At 49.5% G+C, this 26,103-nt stretch carries 20 protein-coding genes; 11 read left to right on the top strand and 9 right to left on the bottom strand.

Going from position 1 to position 26,103, the window contains the following annotated elements; all coding sequences use genetic code 11:
* Nucleotide 1: 1 nt before the first annotated feature.
* The 6 genes from DEF47_RS25035 to mutM all read left to right on the top strand — a co-directional run bounded on the left by DEF47_RS25035 (nt 2) and on the right by mutM (nt 10,521).
* The gene (locus DEF47_RS25035) at nt 2–481 is read left to right on the top strand and encodes a DUF456 domain-containing protein (protein ID WP_287045393.1); all 480 of its coding nucleotides are present in this window, start codon (nt 2–4) and stop codon (nt 479–481) included.
* A gap of 152 nt (nt 482–633) precedes the next feature.
* On the top strand, nt 634–2,595 hold the full coding sequence (locus tag DEF47_RS25030; protein ID WP_012188745.1) for an APC family permease: 1,962 nt from the start codon (nt 634–636) through the stop codon (nt 2,593–2,595).
* Between the two features lie 530 nt (nt 2,596–3,125).
* Complete coding sequence (locus tag DEF47_RS25025; protein ID WP_012188746.1) at nt 3,126–5,009, top strand: APC family permease; 1,884 nt, start codon at nt 3,126–3,128, stop codon at nt 5,007–5,009.
* Nucleotides 5,010–5,147: 138 nt separating this feature from the next.
* A complete protein-coding gene (locus DEF47_RS25020; protein WP_012188747.1) occupies nt 5,148–7,187 on the top strand; it encodes a putative glycoside hydrolase in 2,040 nt (679 codons plus the stop codon).
* 216 nt (nt 7,188–7,403) lie between these two features.
* A complete protein-coding gene (locus DEF47_RS25015) occupies nt 7,404–9,641 on the top strand; it encodes a DUF5719 family protein (protein ID WP_012188748.1) in 2,238 nt (745 codons plus the stop codon).
* Between the two features lie 58 nt (nt 9,642–9,699).
* Nucleotides 9,700–10,521, top strand: coding sequence for a bifunctional DNA-formamidopyrimidine glycosylase/DNA-(apurinic or apyrimidinic site) lyase (gene mutM, locus DEF47_RS25010; RefSeq protein WP_012188749.1), 822 nt, complete (start codon nt 9,700–9,702; stop codon nt 10,519–10,521).
* Nucleotides 10,522–10,667: 146 nt separating this feature from the next.
* On the opposite strand, the gene tsaD is transcribed toward mutM, so the two are convergent.
* Both tsaD and DEF47_RS25000 read right to left on the bottom strand, forming a co-directional pair.
* Nucleotides 10,668–11,732: a tRNA (adenosine(37)-N6)-threonylcarbamoyltransferase complex transferase subunit TsaD gene (tsaD, locus tag DEF47_RS25005; RefSeq protein ID WP_012188750.1), complete on the bottom strand. Its 1,065-nt coding sequence runs from the start codon at nt 11,730–11,732 to the stop codon at nt 10,668–10,670.
* A 121-nt stretch (nt 11,733–11,853) separates the two neighbouring features.
* Nucleotides 11,854–12,063, bottom strand: coding sequence for a hypothetical protein (locus DEF47_RS25000; RefSeq protein WP_287045392.1), 210 nt, complete (start codon nt 12,061–12,063; stop codon nt 11,854–11,856).
* A 96-nt stretch (nt 12,064–12,159) separates the two neighbouring features.
* Between DEF47_RS25000 and DEF47_RS24995 the strand changes: the two genes are divergently transcribed.
* Nucleotides 12,160–12,912 carry an alpha/beta hydrolase gene (locus DEF47_RS24995; RefSeq protein WP_012188752.1) on the top strand — a complete coding sequence of 251 codons (753 nt, stop codon included), beginning with the start codon at nt 12,160–12,162 and terminating at the stop codon, nt 12,910–12,912.
* A gap of 8 nt (nt 12,913–12,920) precedes the next feature.
* Entirely contained in the window at nt 12,921–14,678 is a 1,758-nt protein-coding gene (locus DEF47_RS24990) for an LCP family protein (RefSeq protein WP_012188753.1), read from the top strand.
* Nucleotides 14,679–14,749: 71 nt separating this feature from the next.
* Here DEF47_RS24990 and DEF47_RS24985 read toward each other — a convergent pair whose 3' ends face one another.
* A complete protein-coding gene (locus DEF47_RS24985; protein WP_012188754.1) occupies nt 14,750–15,913 on the bottom strand; it encodes a metallophosphoesterase in 1,164 nt (387 codons plus the stop codon).
* 250 nt (nt 15,914–16,163) lie between these two features.
* On the opposite strand from DEF47_RS24985, the gene guaB reads away from it, so the two are divergent.
* On the top strand, nt 16,164–17,642 hold the full coding sequence (gene guaB, locus DEF47_RS24980; RefSeq protein ID WP_012188755.1) for an IMP dehydrogenase: 1,479 nt from the start codon (nt 16,164–16,166) through the stop codon (nt 17,640–17,642).
* A gap of 48 nt (nt 17,643–17,690) precedes the next feature.
* Here guaB and DEF47_RS24975 read toward each other — a convergent pair whose 3' ends face one another.
* From DEF47_RS24975 to DEF47_RS24955, 5 genes are all read right to left on the bottom strand, one after another.
* Nucleotides 17,691–18,197 (bottom strand): DinB family protein, encoded by a 507-nt coding sequence (locus DEF47_RS24975; protein WP_012188756.1) that lies wholly within the window; start codon nt 18,195–18,197, stop codon nt 17,691–17,693.
* A gap of 79 nt (nt 18,198–18,276) precedes the next feature.
* Complete coding sequence (locus DEF47_RS24970) at nt 18,277–19,062, bottom strand: enoyl-CoA hydratase/isomerase family protein (RefSeq protein ID WP_012188757.1); 786 nt, start codon at nt 19,060–19,062, stop codon at nt 18,277–18,279.
* A 224-nt stretch (nt 19,063–19,286) separates the two neighbouring features.
* A complete protein-coding gene (locus DEF47_RS24965; RefSeq protein ID WP_012188758.1) occupies nt 19,287–20,135 on the bottom strand; it encodes a 3-hydroxyacyl-CoA dehydrogenase family protein in 849 nt (282 codons plus the stop codon).
* A gap of 186 nt (nt 20,136–20,321) precedes the next feature.
* Nucleotides 20,322–21,329: a CE1 family esterase gene (locus DEF47_RS24960; protein ID WP_012188759.1), complete on the bottom strand. Its 1,008-nt coding sequence runs from the start codon at nt 21,327–21,329 to the stop codon at nt 20,322–20,324.
* 102 nt (nt 21,330–21,431) lie between these two features.
* Nucleotides 21,432–23,045 carry a hypothetical protein gene (locus tag DEF47_RS24955; RefSeq protein WP_012188760.1) on the bottom strand — a complete coding sequence of 538 codons (1,614 nt, stop codon included), beginning with the start codon at nt 23,043–23,045 and terminating at the stop codon, nt 21,432–21,434.
* A 190-nt stretch (nt 23,046–23,235) separates the two neighbouring features.
* On the opposite strand from DEF47_RS24955, the gene DEF47_RS24950 reads away from it, so the two are divergent.
* Both DEF47_RS24950 and DEF47_RS24945 read left to right on the top strand, forming a co-directional pair.
* Entirely contained in the window at nt 23,236–23,655 is a 420-nt protein-coding gene (locus DEF47_RS24950) for an RrF2 family transcriptional regulator (protein WP_012188761.1), read from the top strand.
* A gap of 115 nt (nt 23,656–23,770) precedes the next feature.
* Entirely contained in the window at nt 23,771–24,790 is a 1,020-nt protein-coding gene (locus tag DEF47_RS24945) for an NAD-dependent epimerase/dehydratase family protein (RefSeq protein WP_012188762.1), read from the top strand.
* A 52-nt stretch (nt 24,791–24,842) separates the two neighbouring features.
* On the opposite strand, the gene DEF47_RS24940 is transcribed toward DEF47_RS24945, so the two are convergent.
* Nucleotides 24,843–25,871, bottom strand: a complete 1,029-nt coding sequence (locus DEF47_RS24940; protein WP_012188763.1) for a fumarylacetoacetate hydrolase family protein — start codon at nt 25,869–25,871, stop codon at nt 24,843–24,845.
* Nucleotides 25,872–26,103: the final 232 nt, after the last annotated feature.

Raw genomic sequence — 26,103 nt, 5'->3', positions numbered from 1 at the left:
TTTGGAACTAGCACTTGCATTGTTGATTATGTTTCTCGGCTTGGTGAGCGTGGTAATTTTGCCAATCTTGCCAGGCGCAGCCTTGATTTGGCTTGGGGCATTATTGTATGCCTCGATGACCGATTTTGTGGTGATTGGCTGGGGCACGTTGGCCGTTTTGGGCGCGATTGCCCTGATTGCCATGACCAGTGATATTTGGGTTGGTGCGTTGGGCCAGCGCCGTGGTGGAGCCTCAATTTGGGCAACAATCTTTAGCATGATTGGTGGTATCATTGGCCTACTCATTCTGAACATTCCAGGCATGCTGATTGGCTCGATCATTGGGGCATTATTGCCAGAATGGCAACGCTGGCGCGATCGAAAATTCGTGCTCGATGTTTCATGGCGCACCATCAAAAATTGGCTCGTAAGTATTGCAATTCAGGTTTCACTCGGGCTTGTAATGGTTACGATCTTTTTGGTGCGTGTGATTACTGGTTAAGTAACCCCCGCGATTGTAACAACGTATAGCCTAACGCTGACAGAATATATGCGCCACACGGTTTGTCGCACTTGGCAAAACCAGTGGCGCATTTTAGAGCGAAATTAACCAAGTGGCGAAGGCTGTCAATCCACTTTGAAAGGACATCAACCATGAATATCAAACAGCTACTCATCGGGAAGCCGTTCCCCAGCAGTAGTGCCCAGCACGAACGGCTCGACAAAATTCGCGGATTGGCAGTCTTTGCATCCGACCCAATTAGCTCCAATGCCTATGCCACTGAAGCGATTATGCGGGTGCTGATTTTGATCAGCGCCGCAGCATTAAGTTACACCTTGCCGATTGCGATCGGGATTGCGGCCTTGGTGCTGTTGGTCGTCTTGAGCTACAACCAAACCATTCACCACTACCCAATGGGTGGCGGCGCGTATATGGTCAGTAAGGATAACCTCGGTCGCACAGCTTCATGGTTGGCAGGTGCTTCGATTCTTAGTGATTATGTGCTGACCGTGGCGGTTTCGGTTTCGGCGGGGGTTAAAGCAATTTCTTCGGCCTTCCCCGATGTCGCATTCTTTCATGAGCATCGGGTATTAATCGGAATTGGGATTATCCTTTTAATTACCTGGCTGAACTTACGTGGTGTGCGCGAAAGCGGCACGATCTTTGCCATCCCCACCTATGCCTTTGTGTTTGGGGTGTTCGTAGTGATCGCGATTGGCCTTGCCCGCTATTTTGGAATTTTCGGCGAGCCATTGCCACCACGCAGCGTCGCAACCGACGAAACCGCTCGTTCAGGCCTTGATAACTTTGGCTTGATCTGGCTGGTCTTGCGGGCCTTTGCTGGTGGTTGTACCGCCTTGACTGGGATTGAAGCAATCAGCGACGGCGTACAAGCGTTTCGTAACCCAGCGCCAAAAAATGCGATCATTACCATGCGAGCCATGGCCGTCATGGCCATGACCTTGTTTATTGGAATTAGCTTTATTGCTACCCATATTCCGATTACCCTGCTGCATGAAGGTGGCGAGAGTGTACTTTCGCAAATGACACGCACGATTGTTGGTAGTGGGTTTCTGTACTACTGGGTTCAATTTACCACCATGTTGATTTTGATCCTAGCTGCTAACACTGCTTATGCCGACTTCCCACGGATCGCGGCCTTCTTGTCGAATGACGGTTTCTTGCCGCGTTGGCTCTCGCGCTTGGGTAGCCGTTTGGTCTATAGCTCAGGCGTGATCGCGCTGGCCTTTTTGGCCTCGGCCTTGCTGGCAGCTTTCGGCGGCGAAGAACATCACCTGTTGCCATTGTATGCGATTGGGGTGTTCCTCTCGTTTACGCTTTCGCAAGCTGGCATGATTGTGATGTGGCGCAAAGTTGCCAAACTCAAGCCAGGCGAAAGCCTCGACACTGGCATCACCACTCTGCACTATGAGCCAAACTACAAGCTCAAACGAATTCCCAGCATCATTGGGGTTGGCTTGACGGCTGTGGTTTTGGTGGTGTTGACAGTTACCAAATTTACCGAAGGTGCATGGCTGATTATTGTGGCCTTGCCGTTGATCATGCTTTTGTTCCGCAAGATCAAAGCACACTATGACCATGTGGCAACCAATTTGAGCCTAACAGGCTTGAAACCAAGCGATTTGCGTTCGCCCGCTGATGTGGCGATTGTGCCAGTTGGCAGCATTCATCGTGGCTCGTTGCGTGCGATCAAATATGCCTTGAAACTAACCGACGATGTGCGCGTGGTCCAAGTTGTTGGTAGCGAAGAGGAAGAAATCAAAACCCGCAAACGCTGGGAACAGTGGGACGAAGTGCTGGGCAAGGCCAAATTGGTCTTCTTGCACACCGACTACCGCGATTATCTCACGCCATTGGTCGATTACGTCGATCAAGTCAACAACAAGGAATTTCCAGGCGATTTGATTACCGTGGTTATTCCGGAGTTTGTGCCCGATTCGACCATGGCCAAAGTGCTGCACAACCAAACTGCTGTGATGCTATTGCTGGCATTGCGCAAATATGAAGATGTGGTGGTAATCAGCGTCCCTTATCACTTGCACTATATTCCAACTGGCTCGGAAGATATTGTGGCCCAAAAACCAGCCGCCTAAAATTAATCCAAGTGCTGAAACTGTGATCACGATTGTAGATCGAAGGTAATCCACAGATTGCCCTTTAGAGGGTGCAGGGGGCTTTAATCCCCCTGCGTTTCCCTCCAGCGGAGGGACGGATTAGTAGTTCAGCTTGGCTAAACAAGTTACGAATTTCATATTCGTTAACAATCTCATTGACAAAAGTTTAGAGTGGACTATAATCAAAGCCTGTGTTCACCGCCGACATATCTGAATAGTGGCGGTTTTTTTATGCAAATGGAAACGGGTATGCGCTTTCAGCTACACCAATCCAACTTAACCAATGTCGCTTTACCGTATTGTTCGCAACAAGCACGGCACTCACCGCATTCTCCACCTAAAGCCTAATTTCACTGCAACAATAATGCTCCAATAAATACTGTTTAAGCTGCTCAGTCGAGGTGTCGTCAGCTTAAGGGTAATTTATTGCGACCTTAAATACAGAACATTTGTTCAATTAAATATGTGTAATTAACCCTCGTTTTGAGGAAACGCCAAGGAGTTTGTCCATGTTGACCCAATTGAAGGGGGTTTTAGTGGGGAATCCGTTGGAGACTGCGGCCCAATCGCATGAGCGCTTGGATAAAAAAACCGCGCTCGCAGTCTTCTCGTCTGATGCTTTATCATCAGTCGCCTATGCCACCGAAGAAATGCTTGTCCACCTTGTGCCAGCCGGCATCATTGCGTTTAGCTCATCGCTGTGGCTGGGCATCGGCATCGCTGTTTTGTTGATGATCGTGACGATCTCGTATCGCCAAACAATCACGGCCTATCCCAGCGGTGGTGGCTCGTACATCGTGGCCTCGGATAATTTAGGCACTCTTCCGGGTTTGATCGCTGGCGGTGCATTATTAATTGACTATATTCTGACTGTGGCAGTGTCGATCTCGTCGGGCGTTTCGCAGTTGATCTCATTGGTCGAGCCGTTGCGTGATTATCGAATTGAAATTTGTTTGATTGGGATTCTCATTCTGACCTTGGCCAATTTGCGTGGGATTCGCGAATCGGGGGCGATTTTCTCGCTGCCTACCTACTTTTTTATTACAGTCATTATGTTGACCCTCGGCTATGGCTTTTACAAACAATTTACAGGCGATATTCAGCCGTTAGTGCTTTCGGATAACCTGATGGGGCCACATGAACAAAGCTTCTCGCCATTTGGAACTGAGGCTATGACCGCCTTTTTGCTGATGGGCGCGTTTGCCTCGGGCTGTTCAGCATTAACCGGGGTTGAGGCAATTTCGAATGGCGTACCAGCATTTCGCAAGCCAGAGCCACACAACGCTCGCGTCACCATGGTTTGGATGGCGGGATTACTATTAGTGATGTTCGCTGGCATTACCTGGTTTGCTCACAAGTATGGCGCACGCCCGCAATTCAACGAAACCGTGATTTCGCAAATTGGGCGAGGCATTTGGGGGCGCACGACGGGCAGCGAAACGGGCTTCCCCAAAGTGATGCATGGCATGTTGCAAATCTCAACCGCCGCAATTTTGCTGGTTGCAGCCAATACCAGCTACGCCGATTTCCCACGATTGATGTCGTTGTTGGCCCGAGATGGCTTCTTGCCCCGCCAATTCTCATCATTGGGCGATCGTTTGGTCTTCTCGAATGGGATTCTTTTCTTGGCGGTTGCTGCTGCACTGTTGGTGATTGGTTTTGATGGCTCGGTTACCAACTTAATTCCCTTGTATGCGGTTGGCGTGTTTCTCTCATTCACACTCTCGCAATCGGGGATGGTGTTGCGCTGGTTGCGGCTCAAAACCAAGGGTTGGCAACTTAATTTAGTGGTGAATGCAGTTGGCGCGATCGCAACTGGGATCGTTTTGATCATCAACGGCACAACGAAATTCAAAGAAGGTGCATGGTTGGTGGTTATTTGTATTCCAATTCTCGTTTTGATTTTTACTACGATCAATCGTCATTACAAAGGCGTAGCCAAACAACTTTCATTGGAAGGGTTTAGCAAACCCGTGCCATTAGAAAATAATGTGATTGTGCTCGTATCATCATTGCATCGTGGCACGGTTAAAGCGCTTGAATATGCCAAATCAATTGCTCCAGGTAAAGTTCGCGCTTTGTATATTGAATTTGAGCATGAACACGAAAAAACTGAACGTCTACAAGAACGCTGGCAACAGTGGGAGCCAGATGTGCCCTTGGATATTGAAATATCTAAATATCGTTCATTGTTACGCCCAGTTTTACGCTATGTTGATCGGATTGAAGCTGAGCGCAATGATGATATTCTAACCATTATCTTGCCTGAATTTATTCCGGCGCGAATTTGGGAATATGCCTTACATAACCAAACCGCCTTCTTCTTGAAAGGTGCGCTGCTATTCCGACGCAATAAAATCGTGATTAGCGTGCCATATCATCTTGAACGCTAAAACTTAGCAACTCTTAATCAAAAAACGCCTGAACTGCCTGTGCAGTCGGGCGTTTTTTCTTGACAGGCAGTGATGGGCAACGTATGATTACCGCCGTCTAAACCGACACCCACCACAATCTTAGGAAGGTCAGAAGTGATGTATTTTGTGAGTCAAACCAAGCGTCGCCTAACAGCTGGTCTGTTTGGCGCTGTTGCGTTGGTGCTTGCCGCCTGTGGCAGTAGCAATCCGCCACTGACGGGAATTGTAACAGATAGCTATACCCAAAAGCCCGTTGCTGGAGTAACCATTCAAGTTGGCGAAGCAAGCGCTACGAGTGATGCTGATGGTAAATGGACGATTAATGAATGGGAAAATACCAATTCACTCTTAGTTCAAGCCAGCGATTATAGCTCAGCTACGCTTAGTTTGGCCGATAAAACTCCTGTCGATGAGCAAACTCCGGTAGAAGTTAATCTGACGATTCGTCCCAACACGATCAGCGGGGTTGTGCTTGATCAATACTCACAACAGCCTGTGGCTGGCGTGACGGTCAAGGCTGGCACGAGCCAAGCCACCAGCGGCGCTGATGGCCGCTACAAATTGACCGATGTTGCTGAAAAGGCTGAAGTGGTGATTGTGGCAACCGATTACACCAGTGCCACCGCTACCCTCGAAAAACAAACAAGCTACGATGTTTCGCTGCGCCCAACCAGCTTAACTGGGATCATCAGCGATAAATATAGCCAAAAACCAGTCAGCGGAGCCACGGTCAGCGTTGGTAGCGCCACGGCCCAAAGCGATGCTGAAGGTCGCTATACAGTTAAGAACATCGATTTGGATGCACCAGTTGTTTTCAGCGCTACCGATTACAGCAGCCAAACCTTAGAATTGCCGCAAGCCGCCTCGTTGGATGTGGTTTTGCGACCTTCGACCGTGCGTGGCTCAGTCGTCGATAGTACAACAGGCAAGCCGTTGACCAAGGGCACGGTTATCGCCATGGTCAAGCCATTTGAAGGGGCTGATGAAACCTATCCCTACACTGGCACTGCCGTTACTATGGCACGGCTGAATGCCGATGGCACCTATGAATTAACCGATGTGCCTGAAAATGCCCAAATTCAGGTGCTCTCGCCTGGGTATCGCAAGGCTTGGACGGCGCTCAGCGAAGGCAAATTTACCGCCGATCTAGAAGCTGAAGAATTTGTAGCCAAAGCAATTTATATTACCGCAGCAACTGGCTCGTCAAAAGCTTCATTAAGCGAATTGTTTGATTTGGTTGATCAAACCGAAGTTAATGCGGTGGTGATCGATATCAAGCTGGATATTGCTGGCGATGTTGGCGGAGTAGGCTATCTCTCGCAACATCCATTGGTATTGGCCGCCGAAACCTCATCCGATTATTTGGATATGGAATGGATTGTGGCCGAAGCTCGCAAGCGCGATATCTACTTAATTGGCCGCATGGCGGTAATGCGCGATAATCGTTTGGCCGATGCTCACCCCGAATGGGCCGCCCAAAGCAAGGCCACTGGCGGAGTTTGGGAAGATGACGGTGGTCTCAAGTGGCTTGATCCATTCAACCCCAACGTCACCGAGTATAATGTGGGCATTGCCAAAGAAATTGCCGCATTTGGCTTTGATGAAGTACAATTCGATTACATTCGCTTCCCATCGGATGGCAGCACCAGCAATTTGGTTTTCTCCAAGCCGATTGATCCCAAAAATAATCCGGAAGTGATGTACGAAGCAATTGGCAATGTGCTCAAACGCGCTCATGGCGATATCAATGGTTCAGGCGCATTCTTCTCAATCGACGTGTTCGGTTATGCCACATGGCGTAATATGTGGGAAATTGGCCAAAGCCTTGAAATTATGGCCGATCACACCGATTATGTCTGTGCAATGGTCTATCCTTCGCACTACGATCGCAATGAGTTGGGCTTCGATAACGCCGATGCCTACCCTTATGAGATCGTCAAGGATAGTATCGAAAAAGGCCAAAAGCGCATGGAAGGCAAATACGCAGTGCAACGACCGTGGCTTCAAGCCTTCACCGCGACATGGCTTGATCCAGTAACACCATATGGTCGCACCGAAGTTCGCGCCCAAATGCAAGCAGTCGCCGAAGTCGAAGGCACGTATGGCTGGATTCTCTGGAATGCTGCCAATTATTACGACCCCGACTGGCTCGATTAATTAACCTTCGCAAGTCGCAAAAATTAAGGGCTATGCTCCCTCACCCCTTACCCCTCTCCCATTTGGTGGGAGAGGGGCTTGATCCAGTATTCCCCCTCGTCTGCTAGGCGGGAGAGGGGGCTAGGGGGTGAGGGGATATATTTTGGTCAATCGAATGAACCATTATATTGATAGCCTATAGTCCTTAATTTCGTAGTCGTTATCGACGAGGTACCTATGCGCCGTAAGTTTTTCATGGCAGCAATTGGCTTATCGCTAGCATTCGGTGGCATTGCTTGGCAAGCCCAAGCTCAGACCAACACCGCCAGTAAGGTGCAAACTGCCACATTTGCCCAAAGCTCAGTCGCCGATTGGCAAGCTGGCACGCTCGAAGGCTTGTTGGTGACCAATAATAGCGATGGCGAGTTGCGGCTCGATCAAGCGGCTACCCAAGGTACTTTTACATCGGTTGCCCACGAAGTGCCATTCGTTTGGAATGCGGTTTCGGCCCATTGGAATTTCGAACTCCCAGTTGGCACGAGCCTCAGCCTTAAGCTGCGCACCAGCGCCAATGGCACCGAATGGCGCGAATGGCAAACCTTGAATGTGGCCCAAATTCTGGCCGAGGGCGAGCAATTGCTTGGGCCAATTGGGGTTGAGGCCGATTCACGCTGGTTGCAATATCAGGTTGATTTTACCAGCAGCAATCAGCCAGCGGCACCGAGTTTGCAAGCAATTGCTTGGCGCTTTATTGATACTAGCAACGGCCCTAAACTTACCGATCAGCTCAATCGTGCTCCAGCTGCCTTTGGTGGTACAACCTTCACTCGCCCACCGCAAGTGATTAGCCGCAATAGTTGGGGTGCATTGCCTGGCATTCCGAATTTGCTGCCTTCACGCCCACGCCGAATCGAGTTAGTCAGTTTGCCCTTGAATAACCAGGCTGATCCGCCGACGATGTTGCGAGCTTTGCAAGCCGCTGCCCAAGCTGAGGGAGCCGCCGACCTGCCCTATCAATTTGTGATCGATCAGGCTGGCAATGTCTATGCTGGGCGCAATGGTTTTCCGGCCAGCAATGGCACAATTCGCTTGGCGCTACTTGGCGATTTAACCGATGCCGCCCGCACAGGCTTGGGCCAAATTATCGCTTGGATTAGCGAAGCCTATCGTTTGCCGCAAACATTAACAGTCTTGGGCAGTTTGAATGTTGAGCAAGCTGAATCGATTCGGCGTACCGCTGACCAACTGACCGTGCGCAAACGTTTGACCTTTGTTGAAAGCAACACCCGCGATTACAACGAGCGGATTATGTTGTTCAATCCAACCAACCAAATTGCCCGCACGATCGTGACCTTCTTGCCTGGGCAAACCAATGCCGTGCGCCGCGAATATGAAATTCAGCCTGGCCAGCGAGTCAATATCATCGCCAACGAAATTTTCAGCGATACCTTTAATTTGCCCATTGAAGTCAGTTCCAATCAAGCGATTGTTGGTGATCGCACAATGTTGTTTGCCAACGATGCACTGGGCGAATCGGGCATTAGTCGTTGGAGCCGTACTTGGTATTTTGCTGAGGGCGATGGCTCGAACGATCGCAGCACCCTGTTGTGGCTTTATAATCCCCAGCCCAGCGAAGTTGTGGCTAATTTACTGATGATGCCAACCGATGGCATTACGGCTACGCGCCAAGTGCTACTGCCACCTTTTACTCGCACCCAAGTTGATTTGAGCAGCAACTATCCCAAGGCGTTTGGTTTGCGCATCGCGGCGACTGCGCCGATTGCCGCCGAACGCACCGTCTTGGTTGGTCCAACTAAGGGTGGCGGCTTCTTAACCCAAGGCGCAGTTGCCCCATCGAATACCTGGTATTTTGCCGAAGGTGCAACCCTCGATCCCTTCGTCACAACCTTGGCCTTGCTCAACCCAAATCCGGTTTCAGCGGCAATTACCACGACCTTTATGACCGAGGAAGGTTCGACCTTTACGCGGCGTTATCAAGTGCCAGCCTTGGCGCGGCTCGATGTTGATCTGCGTGAGATTGTGCCATCACCGCAAGGCGTTGGGACAATGTTGACCTCAAGTCAGCCGATTGTCGCCGAACGTACCAGCTATTTCAATGCTGGCAACAGCGCCACAAACACATTAGGGGCTGCCGAGCCAGATTATGTTTGGCATTTTGCCGAAGGCCGTACCGCCGATCCAGCAACCGAATTCTTGCTAGTGCTCAATCCCAATCAACGCCCAGCCCAAGTCAAGGTAACGCTCGGCAAAGACGATGGCACAACCCAAGTTGTCGAGTATACAATTCCACGCACTGGCCGAATTTCAGTTTTGCTTGATGCGATTGACCCAAATTTGCAATCGCATACCATCAGCGTTGAAGCCAATTTGCCGGTTGTCGCCGAACGCACAATTTTGATCGACAATACCAGCGGCGGCGGCGGCCATAGCGCCCTTGGCACGCCCGAACGTTAATCAGCAAACCAGCGGCTTGCAACTGCAATCCGCTTATCTATTTTAGAAACAAACGCTTATGCCAGAATTACCAGAAGTTGAAACCGTTCGTCGTTCGCTTGAGCAAGAGCTTGTTGGGCGGTATTTTGTGGCATTGCGCAGCCTTGGCTGGCCCAAAATTGTCGATACCCATAGCCCTGAATTGTTTGCCGAGGCTATCGCCCAACGCCAGATTCAGCAAGTTCAGCGGCGGGCCAAATATTTGCTGATCGAGCTTGATAACCACGAAACCTTGATTGTGCATCTGCGCATGACTGGCCAAATGTTGGTTGTGGCTGCCGACGAACCTGCCGATCGCCATACGCATGTGGTGGTAGCGCTGGATAATGGCCGCGAACTACGGTTTCACGACCCACGCAAATTTGGCCGTTGGAGTCTTGTTGATCGCAGTGGCGTGGCGGCGCTCAATCAACGTTTAGGACCAGAGCCGCTTGGCGACGATTTTACTTTAGATGATTTTGCGCAACGCTTGAGTCGCAAAGCTACCAAAATCAAGCCAACCTTGCTTGATCAAAGTGTCTTGGCGGGAGTTGGCAATATTTATGCTGATGAAGCGTTGTGGTTGGCCAAAATTCACCCCTTGCGCTCCGCCAATAGCCTAAACGCCAACGAAATTGCCGAGCTATTCGAGGCGATTAAAACTGTACTGCGCAACTCAATTGAGCATCGTGGCACAACCTTGGTCAATTATCGCGATGCCTATGGGGCAAGCGGCGAAAACCAATATCACCTTGAGGCTTATGGACGAACTGGCGAGCCATGCCGGCGCTGTGGCACGCCAATCGAGCGCATCGTCGTGGCCCAACGCTCTACCCATATTTGCCCAGTATGCCAAGCTTAAGAGCATAGAGCAAAGAACATAGGGGCATGTGGCTAAAGGCTATCGGCTTTTGGATCATTTGAAATGCTAGAAAATATTCCGATAGCCAATAGCCTCATAGCCTACAGCCATACTCCCTTCGTGCTCTTCGTGGTTAAAATTACCCCTTAAATCAGCTTGAGACTGGGAGTGGCATCGAGCGACCAATCCTGCTGCACGCCTGCTTGATAACGATAATAGGCGGCAGCGCCGATCATGGCGGCATTATCGGTACACAGCCAAATTGGCGGGTAGGCTACCGGAATAGGCTTGGCGGTTGCGCTCAAGCGCTCGCGTAAGGCAGTATTTGCGGCTACGCCACCAGCTAAAATAATCGTTTTGGCTTTGTATTCGCGAGCAGCAGCCACGGTTTTTTGCACCAACACATCGACTGCCGAATCTTGGAAGGCAGCGGCAAGCTGGGCGGTGAAGGCTGGGTCAACTTCAGCAAGTTTAACTTTCTCCATGCGCTCACCCAAACGATCATTGACCACGTTCAGCACAGCGGTTTTGAGGCCGCTAAAGCTCCAATCGTAGGTTCCGCGCAACCATGCTCGGGGCAATTTGAGTGCACCTGGATTAACCCCACGCGCGACTTTTTCCATTTGCGGGCCGCCTGGATAGCCCAAGCCCATAATTCGCGCTACCTTATCGAAAGCCTCGCCCACTGCATCATCGCGGGTTTGCCCAAGCAAACGATAATCACCATGATCGTTGAGCAACACCAAGGCCGTGTGGCCACCAGAAACAATCAAGGCGACACACGGAAATTCGGGGGCTTGGTAGGCTAGATCTTTGGCAGTATGCAGCCACGAAGCATAAATATGGCCTTCGAGGTGATTAACCCCGATAAACGGCAAATTGCGCGACCACGCAATCGCCTTGGCGGTGTTAATTCCAGTTAATAAAGCGCCAGCTAAGCCTGGTCCATAAGTTGTGGCAACCGCATTAATCGCGCTCCAACCGCCGGGCACTTGGGCCAGCACCGTATTAATCACGGGTGTAATCGTCAGAATATGTTGGCGCGAAGCCACTTCGGGCACAACGCCACCATAGCGTTGATGAATATCGATTTGTGAAGCGACGCTATTGGCCACAATCTCGCGGCCATCGCGAATAACGGCGGCGGCGGTTTCATCGCACGATGTTTCAATTGCTAAAATCGTAAAACCTGCGGGCATTTGCTGTGACATGAATTCCTACGTTCTATTTCACCTAGCTGTCAGTTGCGCTACATTGACGCTGTGCCGTGGCTATGGCATGATATGAGTGGTAAAAACGACAACACCCCGTTTTTGGGGTGCTGTCGTGCGTTTAGTGCTGTGAAGTGGTTTCCTCAGCGTGACTACCAACAACGACCTGGGTGTCATGGCTATCGTGATTGATCGCATCGTGATGATCATGGCCGTGGTCAGCATCATGATGATCGTGATGGCCATGACCACCAATGCTATATTCACGAACTTCACTGGCGGCTTTAACTCGCCGATCATATTCGCCATCGATGGCATCTCGAAATGCCACAAAAAACTCTTTAATGCCCATTACGGTTCTCCGTTGAATGATCTGCTGTCGCATTATACCAAAAGTGGCCGCAGGGTGTAAGAAAGATCATAATTCATGTCAAGTGTTGGTTGTTTAATTCTTCACGGCTTTACTTCATGCGCCGATTCAGTCAATCGGGTGCCAAGCCGTTTAGCTCCCCATCATATTCCGTATCGCATGCCCTATTTGCGTGGTCATGGCACCTTGCCCGAAGATTTGCAGGGCGTAACCTGGCACGATTGGTATGCTGATGCCAATGCAGCCTTGCGTGATTTACGGCGCGAGGTCGATAAAGTTATTTTGATTGGGCTTTCTATGGGTGGCCTCGTGGCCAATCACCTAGCAGCAGCTCATCGCGATGACGTTATTGGGGTGGTTAGCGTGGCCGCTGCCATGCGCTTCCACTATAAACATGCCGATCGGGCACGCTATGTTGCGCCAATGCTAGGGATGTGGGGCGATGAAAATCGCGATATGGGCGCAGGTTGGTACGATAAAGAGACAGGCCGCCAACATGGCAATTATCGGCGCTTTCCGGCTCCGGCCTTTGTTTCGCTTTGGCGCTATGCCAAAGTCGTGGAACAACAATTGCCACGAATTACTGCACCAATCTTAATCATTCATTCACATCAAGATCGTACAATTCCCACATCCGCCGCCGAAGCGATCTATCGCCAAGTTGGCTCCAGCGATAAACAATTACTGTGGTTCGATAAAAGTGGCCACGAAATGCTCCGCGATGGTGAATCGCCAGCAGTCTTAGATGCGGTTGAGCAATTCGTGCTGCATCATCGTGCCCAATATCAATCATCAACAAACAAGGAGTAGATAGCTGCATGCCTGCAAAAACCGATACACCTGAGGAATCGACCAACGGGTCAGCCAATGATCTATCGCTCGATGCTGAGCATGTTCGTAGTCAAGCTACCACACCCTTGCCAACTCGTTCACGTGCCGCAGCTAAAGCCGATGCTGCCAACGACGCGGCGTTGATGAATGATCTGTTGTTGAACAATAATTCGACTGCTGCTGCACGCCCACGCCCACGGGCCGTACCACGTGCTGACCACGAAGGATCATATGTTCGTGTGCCCAAGGCAGTCCAATCGGCGGTTGGCAGCCGACCAACCTCGCGCCCATTGCCACCCAAAACAGATCCAATCAAACGTACCTCGCGTGGAGCTGGCTGTGGTATGGTTATGCTTGGGGTCTTGCTAACGGTGGTTTTGGTCGGTGGTGGTGGGGCACTTTGGGCCTATTTAAAGGTTAAAAATGCCACAAGTGATGCCTTAGTAACCATCCCAACCCAAGCGCCAAACCTAGTCGAAAATCCTAATAATCCTAATCCTCAGCCCAATCAACCTTTGGCAACCCCCGATATTGTCAAAGATCCCTTTAATTTGTTGTTGATTGGGGTCGATTTACGTGAAAATGATACCAAAGCTCGCACTGATACCATCATTGTGTTGCATATTGATCCAACCCAAAAATGGGCCAGCATGGTTTCGATTCCGCGCGATAGTTGTGCCGAAATTCCAGGCTACGATGCCCCAGGCACATGTTCGCAGCGAATTAATGCAGCCTACGAACTGGGTTATAAAGAAGGTATCGCCCAAAATATGACGATTCCTTCAACTCAGGCAATGGCATTAACCCGCGATACCGTCGCCAATATGCTGAATATTAATATCGATTATGTTGCTCAAGTCGATTTTAAGGGCTTTCGCAAAATTGTTGATGCCGTTGGGGGCATTACAATCGATGTGCAACGCCCGCTATGGGATGCGACTTACCCAACCGATGATGACGATTATGGAGTGATTCGGCTGTTTATTCCGGCTGGCTTGCAACACATGGATGGCACAACTGCGCTGCGTTATGCCCGTTCACGCCATCAAGATGCTGATTATGGCCGCTCACGCCGCCAACAAGATGTGATTCGAGCGCTGGTTCAAACCCTCAAAGATAAAGGCTTGCTCGACCAAATTGATGCCTTGGATAGCCTTGCTGCACAACTCAAAGGCTCGTTCTATACCGACCTGCCAATCGATGACCTTGGCAATTTACGGGCTTTGGCTGGGCTTGGCAGTGATATTGCCAATGGCCGGATCAAGAGTGTCAAATGGGATACCAGCTCAGTAATCGGCTATATGGATGAGTCGCAGTATGTGCCAATTTGGGACCCTGCCAGCATCGCGGCCACGGTTGATCAATTATTGACCAGCCCAATTCCTGATACCAATAGCCCAATTGATGGTAGCTCAAACACACCTTCGGACGACAATCTAAGCATCGAAGTGATCAATGGAGCGCAAATTAGTGGTTTGGCAGGCGATGTAGCAACTCACCTCGAAAACCGTGACTATCAATTGCTCAATCCTTCAACCGCTTCAACCGTGTATGACACCACCAAAATCATCGATTTTGGCAATCATAAAGAACTGCGTGAGCAACTTGCTGCTGAATTGGGGATTAGCAGCCGCAACATTATTGTGGTAAGCAAAACCAGCCCAGCTCCCGAACAACCAAAGGGCGACGCAGCTTTAGTGTTGTTGCTTGGCCGCGACTATGATGAGGCGTGGCGCAAACCCTAAAACGATCAGCAAAAGCCCCTCTTCTAGGCTATAGCAGAGGGGCTTGGGTTAACTTGTAACAAGAGTAGTTGCTATTGACCAAACGTTAGTTGAATGTGCACAACCTCAGGGTAGGTGCCAATCCGCATTGGTGGCCCCCACGTGCCAAAACCCGATGAGACAACCACATGGGTCGAGCCACGTTGCAATGCTCCCCAATCTTCTTCATACATCATATTTGTAACGAGATTGAACGGGAAAATTTGCCCGGCATGGGTATGCCCCGAAACTTGCAGATCGGCTTCAACGGCAATCGTATCATTCAATCGATTAGGGTTATGATCCATCACCAGCAGCGGCAATGAGCGGTCTGTATTGGCGATAATATCAGCTAGGGCCATCCCTTCACCAGCAGCCCGTGGCGGGGAAGGATCATCGCGCCCAGCCAGCACCAAACTATTATCTACTACAACCCACTCATCAATCAGCAACTGAATGCCGGCTTGTTCCAACTCGGCGCGAAAGCTTGGCAATTCGGGGTCGCGCACATCGTGATTGCCCATAATTGCATAGATGCCAAGTCGAGCTTGCAGCTTGCTGAGTTCGCTAGCCATCGCTTGATCAAGAAACGGCTTAAAATCGTCATCAATCAAATCGCCTGCGATCAGAATAAGGTCTGGCTGAAGCTGATTAACCATGGTAACCAGCTCTTGAATCCGACCATTGCCATTGATCAAGCCAAGGTGATTATCGGAAACCAGCACAACCGACAACTCACGATAGCTGCCTGCTGGTTTGGCAATGTTGAGCGTATACTCGGTAACCACTGGAGTGCGGGCCCGCCACGTTCCATAGATGATGGCGGTGAGAATAATTGTAAAGATGACTGTGCCAGTCATTCTTAGGGTCGCCTGCGATCTGAGCTTCCACGCAGCGAGTAATTTGGTTTTGCGCAGGATCAAGCGCAGCAAGTCTACTAGTGCCAGCAACAGCCCGGCATAGACAAAGATTGCCCACCAGTAACTGCCAATTTGGGCCAAAATGGTACTGAGGCTCGCAGGCATAAAGCTTGCGGCAAAGCGAAGCAGAAAATAGGCGCTGGCCAACCCCGCAAATCCGATCCAATAAACCCACTTAACCCAGCCTGGCAATGCTCGCGGAACTAGCGATTGAAGCCACTGCCAAGTTCGGATGCCGATGTAGCTATTGATCCCGCCGTAGAGCAGCAAAAATAGACTAATGATAAGAATGTTCATGGGAAGATGTTCTCGACAACTAACATGATCAATGCGAATATCAAGCGAGGCATAGTAACTACCCCGATTAACTATACGGCTTAAATTGCCCAGAAGATCTCGCGATTATCGCAAAACAAAGCCTCGATGGTGCTATAATAGGCCTATTGTATCGGCAATCGGACAACTGAAGGATGACGCAAGGTTCTGCGTCGGATGGCTCACTGCATCCTGCGGTGAGCTTTTCATATATCCCAAGGAGGATAACCCCATGCCAATCGATTGGAGTGCTAAGTTCGCGTTTGAAGGGCTGACCTATGATGATGTGCTGTTGATTCCAGCCTACTCGGATGTCTTGCCTTCACAAATCGACGTTAGCACGTGGCTAACCCGCGAGATTCGTTTGAACATTCCAGTTGTCTCATCTGCGATGGATACGGTGACCGAAGATCGCATGGCAATTGCGCTGGCTCGCGAAGGTGGCCTTGGCATTATTCACAAAAATATGGCTCCTGCCCAACAAGCAGATTTGGTGCGGCGGGTCAAACGCTCAGAAAGTGGCATGATCACTGATCCCATCACTTTGCGCCCCGAACAAACCATCGGCGAAGCCTGGGAACTCATGAGCGATTACCATATTTCAGGGGTGCCGATTACCAGCGCTGCTGGCGAACTCGTCGGGATACTTACCAACCGCGATTTACGCTTTGAAACCGACCCCAGCCGCAAAATCAGCGAATTGATGACCAGCGAAGAATTGGTCACCGTGCCAGTTGGCACAACCCTCGAACAAGCCAAACAAGCCTTGCATCAACACCGGATCGAAAAGGTTTTGGTGGTTGATGAACATGGCAAACTCAATGGTCTGATCACGGTCAAGGATATTCAAAAGCAGATCGAACATCCTAACGCCACCAAAGATGCTTATGGCCGCTTGCGAGTTGGCGCTGCCGTCGGCGCTTCGACCAGCGAACTCGAGCGGGTGCGTTTGTTGGTTGAGGCTGGGGTTGATGTGATTGCGGTCGATACTGCTCATGGCCACTCCAAAGCCGTGCTCGATGCAATTGCCCGCATCAAACAACAATATCCTGAGCTGCAAATCATTGGTGGGAATGTGAGTACTGGCGAAGGTGCTCGTGCCTTGATCGAACACGGCGCTGATGCGGTTAAGGTCGGACAAGGGCCCGGATCGATTTGTACCACTCGGGTGGTATCAGGTGCGGGGATGGCCCAAGTTACAGCGGTAATGGAGTGTGTTAAAGCTGCCGAAGAAGCTGGCGTGCCAATCATTGCTGATGGTGGGATTAAGTATAGTGGTGATGTGGCCAAAGCACTGGCTGCCGGCGCACACACGGTTATGCTGGGTGGCTTATTAGCAGGAACCGACGAATCGCCAGGCGAGATGATTCTCTACCAAGGCCGCTCATTCAAATCGTATCGTGGCATGGGTTCGATTGGTGCGATGCAGCAAGGCAGTAGCGACCGCTATTTCCAAAGCAACCAGCCTGCTCGCAAGTTGGTGGCCGAAGGAATTGAAGGGATGGTTCCCTACAAAGGCGCATTGGCCGATACCATTTATCAATTGGTCGGTGGTTTGCGCTCAGGTATGGGCTATGTTGGGGCGCATAATGTTGATGAATTGCGCAAGAATGCCCGCTTCTCGCGGATTTCGCCCGCAGGTTTGGCCGAAAGCCATCCCCACGATGTAACGATCACCAACGAAGCTCCCAACTACGAGCGCCGCGGCTAGAATTCAAACCAGCCCTGCTTCCTTAAAATTGGAAGCAGGGCTGAAATGTTAACCAACCTGAGCGCTATCGTTGCCAACAGCGGCTAAGGTTTCCTTTAAATGATGGCCTTCGTGCCAGATACAGCCACCAGTTTGGGCAACTGGCGAGGCTGCTTCACCACCCCAAGGCGCAATCATTGGCGCTGCTAGTTGCTCAGGCGTGAAGCTTGCCAAGGTATTCTTGATTTGCTGGCGCACGTTTGTCCATTGCTCAAGTGCTTGTTCGTAGCTAAGCTGATTGCGTTCTGCGACGGTGCGACCATTGAAAGCATTGAGCGCTGCTTCGCCTTCCAAATCGGGCATTTCGGTCAGATAGCCTTGGCCAGCTTGATGTGCCTGCAAACCCTTCAAAAACTCTTCTTCCCAAATCGTAAGATGGCAAATAATGTTGGTCACCGTCCAAGGGCCATCAGCATAAACCACAGCATTGGGGTCGAGTGCTCCAAATTTGGCTTGGTTGGCAGCCCGATCAGCATCCAAAGCGGCGATCATCTCGGCAACAGTAGCGTTTTGCATCTGATACACACTCCTATAACAGAACGTATGTACGATTATACCTAACTAGCAGCTTGCTCAACTCAGCCTAAAGGTTGAGTTATTTCCCTTGCCATTTGGCAGCGCGTTTTTCTAAAAAGGCGCTCGTCCCTTCCTTGACATCTTCGGTAACGCAAAGTTGGCCAAAGAGGCCATTTTCGTAGGCGATGGCATCGCGCAAGCTCATTTCTGCGCCCCGATTGATTAACCGTTTGGCAAGAGCCGTCGCTAATGGGGCATTTTTGGCAACTTTGGCCGCCAATTGATGCGCTTGATCAAGCAATTCGGCAGCAGGCACGATTTTTTCAATTAAGCCAAGCCGCTGCGCTTCGCTGGCTGGAATCCGTTCGCCAGTGAGGACTAAATATTTGGCCACACCAGTGCCAGCCAAGCGTTGAACCCGCAAAGCCCCACCCCAACCAGGCACAAGCCCCAAACCAACTTCAGGCAAGCCAACCTGAGCTTGTTCGCTGGCGATTCGAATATCGCAGCCCAAGGCTAGCTCAAAGCCACCACCAAGCGCAAAACCATTAATTGCAGCGATTGTGACTTGTGGCAATTCGCCTAGTTTCCAGAGCACATCGTGCAAGGCTTCCGACATTTGGCTGCCTTGCAGCGAGCTTTCAATGCTGTTAACCTCGCTAATATCTGCGCCAGCAACAAAGGCTTTTTCGCCAGCCCCAGTAATAATTAATGCTCGCACTTGGGTATTGTTGGCTAATTGCTCGACGGCTTGGCCTAATTCGCGAATGGTTGCGCTATTCAAGGCATTCAAGGCCTTAGGCCGATTAACCGTGATAACTGCAATTTGTTCATTAATTTCAAACAGAATATTTTCAAATGACATGGAACCCCCTATGTAAAATCAGAAGGCAAAAATCAAAAGGCAGAAAGGTTATATTGTCATTGGTCTAGCGAATCAAACGGGCATATGATGTATTTTGACTTTTGCCCTTTGCCTTTTGCCTTTCATTGTGGCAGAAGGCAAAAAGGTGAATTTGCTGGCAAGTGCGTGAATCAAGCAAGCAAATGGTTTATTTTGACTTTTGCCCTTTGCCTTTTGACTTTCATTTAGTAAGAATAAAAACCTTGGCCCGATTTGCGCCCGAAATGGCCGGCGAGCACCATGCGGCGGAGCAATGGCGGCGGGGCAAAGCGTGGCTCACGGAATTCATCAAACATAATATTGGCGATCGAGTAGACCGTATCAATGCCCACAAAATCGAGCAAGGTTAATGGCCCCATCGGATGCCCACAGCCAAGCTTCATGCCTTCGTCGATGTCCTCACGGGTGGCAACGCCGCTTTCAAGCAAGCGCACGGCATCGAGCAAAAATGGTACAAGCAAGCGATTGACAATAAATCCGGTGGTATCGCTGGTGTTAATCGGGGTTTTACCCAAAGCACGGGTAAACTCATGCAGGCTGGCAATCGTTTCATCGGAGGTAGTAAGGGCACGCACGATTTCGACCAATTTCATGACCGGAACCGGATTGAAGAAGTGCAATCCAGCAAAGCGGTCGGGTCGCTTGGTTACTGCTGCCATTTCCATAATCGTTAGTGATGAGGTGTTGGAAACAAAAATTGTGCTGGGGGGACACAATTCATCGAGCGCGGTAAAAACTTCGCGTTTGGCTGGCAATTGCTCAACAATCGCCTCAATAATCAAATCGCAATCTGCCAAATCCTCGAAGCTAGTGGTGCCATACAAGCGGGCCAAGCTTGCATCGCGGTCGGCGGCACTTAGTTTGCCTTTGCTAACATCCTTTTCCAAAATAGCGTTGATGCGATCCAAGCCTTTATCTAACACAGCTTGATTAACTTCTCGCACAACCGTCATAAAACCTGCTTGGGCGGCAACTTGGGCAATGCCCGCGCCCATCAAGCCACAGCCAAGTACCCCGACTTTCGTGATCGCCATCGATCATCTCCTTGTGCTACAACAAGCAATTGATTGCTACTATTATAGCCGACTTAGAATGCAGTGCGTCAGAGATGATAAGGCTATAGGCTTATGGCGCTAGGCTATCGGAACATGGTGTGGTGTTTCAAACAATCCAAATAACCAATAGCCTCATCCTTCGTGCGCTTCGTGGATCAAAAAAACCTACTGCCCAAGCCGATGTTGCTGCATAAACTCCCAGGCTGCGTCGGCTGCATAAAAATCGCGGTTATGCGGATTTTGACGTTGTTGCAAACGTGCTGGCTCTTCAAGACTGGGCCACGTGTGTCCACCGCCATCAATTCGATAAAAGCGCACAAGGTTGTCTTGGTAGGTATTGATCGTCACAGTGCTATGATCGTCAGGGTTGATATCGGGCAAATGGCTAATGCTGGGTTGGTTGGTAATGCTCAACATGTCGAGCCACATTTGGATAGTCGCTTCGGCGGAAAGCACTTGGCCTTGCTGGCTATCGCCTGGAATATCAATTAAACCACCAGCGTATGGCATAATTGGGTCGGCAGTGCCCGCCAATAGCATCAACGGGGCAGGCGTACCCAACATTTTACACTGACTATTTTGAGCCATATACCCCGCGCTACCAACCACCGCCGCAATCCGATCAGGCAATTCGAGCGCTAGTCGTAGCGACATCATCGAGCCATTGGAGTGGCCTGTCGCATAGACCCGCGTCTGATCAATTGAATAGGTTTGAGCAAAGTGGTCGATCAACGTGCTGATAAATTGCACATCATCGCTGGTTGAAGGGTTATCCCAATCGCTGCGACAATCGTTCCAGCGCCGATTCATGCCATCAGGATAGGCCACAATAAAGCCATGTTGGTCGGCAAGTGTATTCCAGCGTTCTTGGGTGGTTAATGTCATAGCCGAATTACCAAGCCCACCGCCGCCATGCAACATAAAAACCAATGGTGCTCCGACTGGATCAAGCTTTGCTGGCAGATAATAGATAAAACTACGAGTTTCGCCTGCAACCAGCAATTCTGCTTCGTGCAACGTGCCTTTGGGCAGGCCAAGGCTATTTGGCTCAGCAACTTGGCTGGTTGAGTTCGGTGAAACGGCGACAGCTTGACGATTAGCTCGACTGCAACTAAACAAGCTAAGGCTTAACCCAAGCAAACCTAGAAAATAGCATAAACGCTGCATGTGCATTGATCACCCTCCTAGTTAAAAAGAACGAGCTTGATCGTAGCAAAGGCAGCGCTATTGCAGCATCACCCAATTAGGCGATTGGCGATCATCCTTGGTGATTAATTAGGGTAGCCAAACTAAGTACATGGTTGAGGCTTGAATTTGGCCTGCAAACCGATCGTGGAATTCGACAGTTAGCGTTTGGCCGGCCCATTGCGCAACCAATGAATTGGGAATTGTGACTAAAGTAGGGGAGGGTGCGATGCTACCAGTATATTCAAAGCGAAACACTTCTTGATTATTGAGTTTGAATACCACGGCATCATCAACCAGTGAAGGCGTTTGCCCATCAGGATCAGCACTTAGCACAAACGAACCGCCAGTTGGCACAATGCTTGGAACATTAATGGTTGTTTGATAAAATACTTGGCCTTGTTGGGCGACAGGTTGAACAGGAATGGTTTGTTGATTGATTAAGAGGCTAAACGTGGTTATAGGAGCTTGAACTAATGCCAAATATTGCGCAAAGTCTGCTTGGCCTTCTTTTGTGCAAAGAATATTGGCACAATGAACAACCCGCAGATTGGTATTAATCAAATCAAAATAAATAAATAGTCCTAAGTTGTCTGCCCCTTTTTTTATTGTGGGATGATACCCGAGGAATGTACCGAGATGTGCTGTAATCGTCGTAATCGTCGCACTACTGCATGCAATATTCTCACAATGTGCGATTCGTAAATCGTCATTATCATGCACACCAGCAATTGGCCGTATATGATAAACGATCAGAGGTAATCCATCAAATCCAATCATAATACTACTCATTGTACCACTTTCAGCGCCTATACTATCAACAAGGTTAATTGTATAATCACTACAATTAAATGTATTACATTGGGCAACTAATAAGTGATCCTGAACAATATCATAAAAACTGATAATAGGGTAGTTATTTGAATTTATGGTGATATCAAGGATATAAGAGAATATGTCTGCGGGATTTATATATATTTGTGTAGTTGTAACATCACTACAAGCTTCATTATTACAATACTTGAACTTTAATTCAACTGATAAATGATGGATCAATTTATTATATGCAATAATGACTTTATTATCACCACCTACGATCATTTTTCCTGCAAATGATCCATAAACCTCTTCATCAAGAGTTGTAATTGTTGATACACTACACGTGATATTATGGCATTGTACATATTTTAACGTCGCAATAGCATCATCTTCAGCATAGAGAATTGCCGGAAACCCATTAGCGCCAATGACAATATCCGTTTTAAAGGTAACCCACAGGGTTGAGGTTATCGTAGAGATTGTTGCTGAACTACATTCAACATTTTGGCAGTGTGCGATTTTTAATGTGCGATTGGTCAGATCCATATAAGCGATAACGCCTAAACCGTCGTTGCCAATCACGATTGATCCATATTTGCCAACGTTATATTGGCTATCAATAATCGCTCTGCTCGATTGGCTGCATTGTAAATTTTTGCAGTGGGCAACTTTTAAATCTTGATTTGTTGTGTCGTAATAGGCGATCAACCCTAGGCCGTCTTGACCAATTACAAGATCGCTCGTCTCACCAACATCACCATTGGCATCAACTAATGAGCCAATTGGTGGTGTTTGGGCCAAGGTTGCTTGATCAGCAGGTGCAAAACCAAGCGTTAGGAGCAGCAATAATGCTAGTAAACGATAGCCAGCACGGAATGATCGCATGCGCAATTCTCCTCTAGATAGAGATCATGGTAGGCAAAAATGCGGGGTCAGTAGATGAATTGGGAAACTCTCTCAATAACCTGTAACCTCGCTCTTGCTCACGATTTAGTATAGCATGATCAAAAATTCATGCTTGACAAATGTTGAACTCAATATACAATATATCTAGTATAAATTATTGGCGAGCGTTATGAGTTATTCACTGGCGTTTTCACAGGCAATTGCCATCAGCCTCTACATCACCTATAAAATCGAGGAACAAATCTACGATTTTGTGCCAACCCATGAAATCGCCGATTTTTTAGGTATTGCCAAGCCAAGCGTGGTTAAGGTTGTACAATCGCTGACCAATGCCGGCCTAATTGAAACCCGCGAGGGAGCGAAAGGCGGCGTGCGCTTAACTCGTAACAGTCAGGCGATTAATCTCTTGGATATTTTTAACGCGATCGAGCAAGCCAAACCCTTGTTTCGGCTGAATATTCACCCAACCGAGCCGAAAATCGAGGCACTAGCCGCCCGTCAACGTATGGTCGCCAGCCTGCAACGAGCCGAAGCAGCCATGAAACAAGAGTTGCAAGCGGTTACCTTAGCGGATCTTTATAGCGGTTGATTTTTTTAGAATAAACTCTCTATTCTTAGGATATAGTTTATTCTATTATACTGGTCTCTTTTTTTATCTAAAACTAGATAAACTATTTGTCTAGTTTATTATGAAAGGAATGGCAATGAGCAAGCGCGTGTTGGTTACCGGAGCGAATGGTCATTTAGGCTCAGTTTTGGCTCAAATGTTGGTGGAGCGTGGGGTTGATGTGCGGGCCAGCGTGCGCAATCGCAGCCAAATCAAGCCGCAACTGGCCTATGAGCAAGTGTATGCCGATTTGATGGATATGGATTCGCTGCAACAAGCCTTGGTTGGAGTTGATACACTCTATCAAGTAGCGGCGGTATTCAAGCATTGGTCGCGCAATCCGCAACGCGAGATCATTCAACCAAACGTTGAGGGCACACGCAATATTTTGCGAGCAGCGGCGCAGGCGGGGGTCAAACGGGTGGTGTATGTCAGTTCAATCGCGGCAGTCGATAAAAATAATCCTCAGCGCCAAATCCCAGCAGATGAAACAACCTGGAACCAATATACCTATGGTAATCCGTATTATCAATCGAAAATCGCCTCGGAACAATTGGCGTGGAAGTTGGCCAAGGAATATGGCTTGGAGATGATGGCGGGCTTGCCAGGCACGATCATCGGCGATCCCAATGGCCGTACCACACCATCGTTGGGGATTTTGGAGTTGGTGTTGAGCAATAAAATGCCACTAGATATCAATATGGATTTTAATTTTGTCGATGTGGCTGATGTTGCCGAAGGGCTGATCGCTGCTGAGCGCCAAGGTCGGGCAGGCGAACGCTATATTTTGGCGAATGATCAATCGTTACCATTGCGACGAATCTTTGAAATCGCCCAAGAGTTTAATCCCAAAATCAAAGTGCCAATGCGGGTATCTAAAGGCATTACCAATGTCGTAGCTGGCATGATGGAGTTGGTGGCGAATGTCACAGGCCGCGAACCAATGATTTTGCGCAGCCAAGTTGGGCTATATTGCGGCATAGAACAACGCTTATCAATTGCCAAAGCCAAACGTGAGTTGGGCTACAATCCTTTGCCTGCGGTCGATGCCGTCCGTAAGACTTTTCAGATTCTGGCTCGGCAAGCACCAAAGCAGGTTGCCTTGGGTCAAGTCTAGCTTGCGATCAATGTGGTGGCAGTTGTTTGGGCTGCCACCACATAGCGATTAATTAGCTATCGCGATCAACAATTGTGTTGCGTAAGATGCCGATGCGTTCGATTTCGAGTTCGACCACATCGCCAACCTCAAGCCATGGCCCTTCGCCGTGGGTGGTTTCGAGCAAACAGCCAGTGCCAACTGTGCCCGAGCCAATAATTTCACCAGGCAGCAGGGTGACATCGCGTGAAGCGTGGGCAATCAATTCGCCGAGCGTATAGTAAATATCGGCGAACGACGCACGACCACGCTCTTCACCATTGACCCGCACCACCATCGCCAAATCGTAACGCCCATCGCCCAGCGCTTTATCCTCAATTTCGTCAAGCGTGATCAGGGCTGGCCCGAATGAGGTGGCAAAATCTTTGCCCTTGGCTGGCCCCAAGCCAACGCTCATCTCGCGGGCCTGAATATCGCGGGCCGACCAATCATTCATGACCATCAAGCCAGCAATATAATATTCAGCTTCATCTGGCTCGATATCGCGACATGGCCGGCCAATAACTGCTGCAATTTCCAGTTCATAATCAAGTTGACTGGTGCGCGGCATTACCAGATCGCTATCTGGCCCAAGCACGGTGGTAGGGTTACCAAAGTAAAAGACTGGCATATCGTACCACGTGCTAGGCACGGAGCGGCCATGCTGAGCACGAATTTCACGCACATGCTGCTCGAAGGCATAAAAATCGCGAATCGTTGGTGGTTGAGGAATCGGCGCTAACAAACGCACGCTATCAGGCGGGTAAATCACGGTTTCGCCGCCTAGCGAAAGCATACTGTTGATCGCATCGGGATCATCCCATTCGATGCCATCGCCGCCACCGCCGAGCAAATCGACGACTGCTGAAACGACCTGGATTGCGGCATCGATGCCATAGCCATCGGCTTCGTGTTTGAGCATGCTCATCAGCGACCAATCGTGGGGCAAATCTTCAAAAACTAAGCCTGCTGCGGCTTGTAGATCGATGATTCCCATGGGCAACCAAGCCCCGGCTCGTGCCTCGGAGCCTTCGCCATAGCGCCGAAATGAAACAAATTTCATAAGAAGCCCTCTTTTAAATAGTAGTTCAATTATAGATGAGAGTTGAGGGTGTTAGAACATAGAATTTGGCTAGAGATCGGTTTTTAACGCAGAGACGCAGAGCAGGTGAGACTATTAGCTTTTGGATCGGTTGAAATGCTAGAAAATATTTCGATAGCCCATAGCTGTAATGGTTCATTGGGTTAACAACCAATTATCACCGTCCCTCACCCCCAACCCCTCTCCCACTGCG

The organism is Herpetosiphon sp. (assembly GCF_003512625.1).
Lineage (GTDB): Bacteria > Chloroflexota > Chloroflexia > Chloroflexales > Herpetosiphonaceae > Herpetosiphon > Herpetosiphon aurantiacus.
Note: the sequence above shows the minus strand (reverse complement) of the source record. Positions and strands in the feature narration are given on the sequence as shown.

Coding starts and splice junctions, on each gene's coding strand:
- DEF47_RS24960 (WP_012188759.1), bottom strand. CDS start 21,329: ATGCACATGCAGCGTTTATGCTATTTTCTAGGTTTGCTTGGGTTAAGC.
- mutM (WP_012188749.1), top strand. CDS start 9,700: ATGCCAGAATTACCAGAAGTTGAAACCGTTCGTCGTTCGCTTGAGCAA.
- DEF47_RS24940 (WP_012188763.1), bottom strand. CDS start 25,871: ATGAAATTTGTTTCATTTCGGCGCTATGGCGAAGGCTCCGAGGCACGA.
- DEF47_RS24950 (WP_012188761.1), top strand. CDS start 23,236: ATGAGTTATTCACTGGCGTTTTCACAGGCAATTGCCATCAGCCTCTAC.
- DEF47_RS25015 (WP_012188748.1), top strand. CDS start 7,404: ATGCGCCGTAAGTTTTTCATGGCAGCAATTGGCTTATCGCTAGCATTC.
- DEF47_RS24945 (WP_012188762.1), top strand. CDS start 23,771: ATGAGCAAGCGCGTGTTGGTTACCGGAGCGAATGGTCATTTAGGCTCA.
- DEF47_RS24970 (WP_012188757.1), bottom strand. CDS start 19,062: ATGTCATTTGAAAATATTCTGTTTGAAATTAATGAACAAATTGCAGTT.
- DEF47_RS24990 (WP_012188753.1), top strand. CDS start 12,921: ATGCCTGCAAAAACCGATACACCTGAGGAATCGACCAACGGGTCAGCC.
- DEF47_RS24955 (WP_012188760.1), bottom strand. CDS start 23,045: ATGCGATCATTCCGTGCTGGCTATCGTTTACTAGCATTATTGCTGCTC.
- DEF47_RS24985 (WP_012188754.1), bottom strand. CDS start 15,913: ATGAACATTCTTATCATTAGTCTATTTTTGCTGCTCTACGGCGGGATC.
- DEF47_RS25030 (WP_012188745.1), top strand. CDS start 634: ATGAATATCAAACAGCTACTCATCGGGAAGCCGTTCCCCAGCAGTAGT.
- DEF47_RS25025 (WP_012188746.1), top strand. CDS start 3,126: ATGTTGACCCAATTGAAGGGGGTTTTAGTGGGGAATCCGTTGGAGACT.
- DEF47_RS24965 (WP_012188758.1), bottom strand. CDS start 20,135: ATGGCGATCACGAAAGTCGGGGTACTTGGCTGTGGCTTGATGGGCGCG.
- guaB (WP_012188755.1), top strand. CDS start 16,164: ATGCCAATCGATTGGAGTGCTAAGTTCGCGTTTGAAGGGCTGACCTAT.
- DEF47_RS24995 (WP_012188752.1), top strand. CDS start 12,160: ATGTCAAGTGTTGGTTGTTTAATTCTTCACGGCTTTACTTCATGCGCC.
- DEF47_RS24975 (WP_012188756.1), bottom strand. CDS start 18,197: ATGCAAAACGCTACTGTTGCCGAGATGATCGCCGCTTTGGATGCTGAT.
- tsaD (WP_012188750.1), bottom strand. CDS start 11,732: ATGTCACAGCAAATGCCCGCAGGTTTTACGATTTTAGCAATTGAAACA.
- DEF47_RS25020 (WP_012188747.1), top strand. CDS start 5,148: ATGTATTTTGTGAGTCAAACCAAGCGTCGCCTAACAGCTGGTCTGTTT.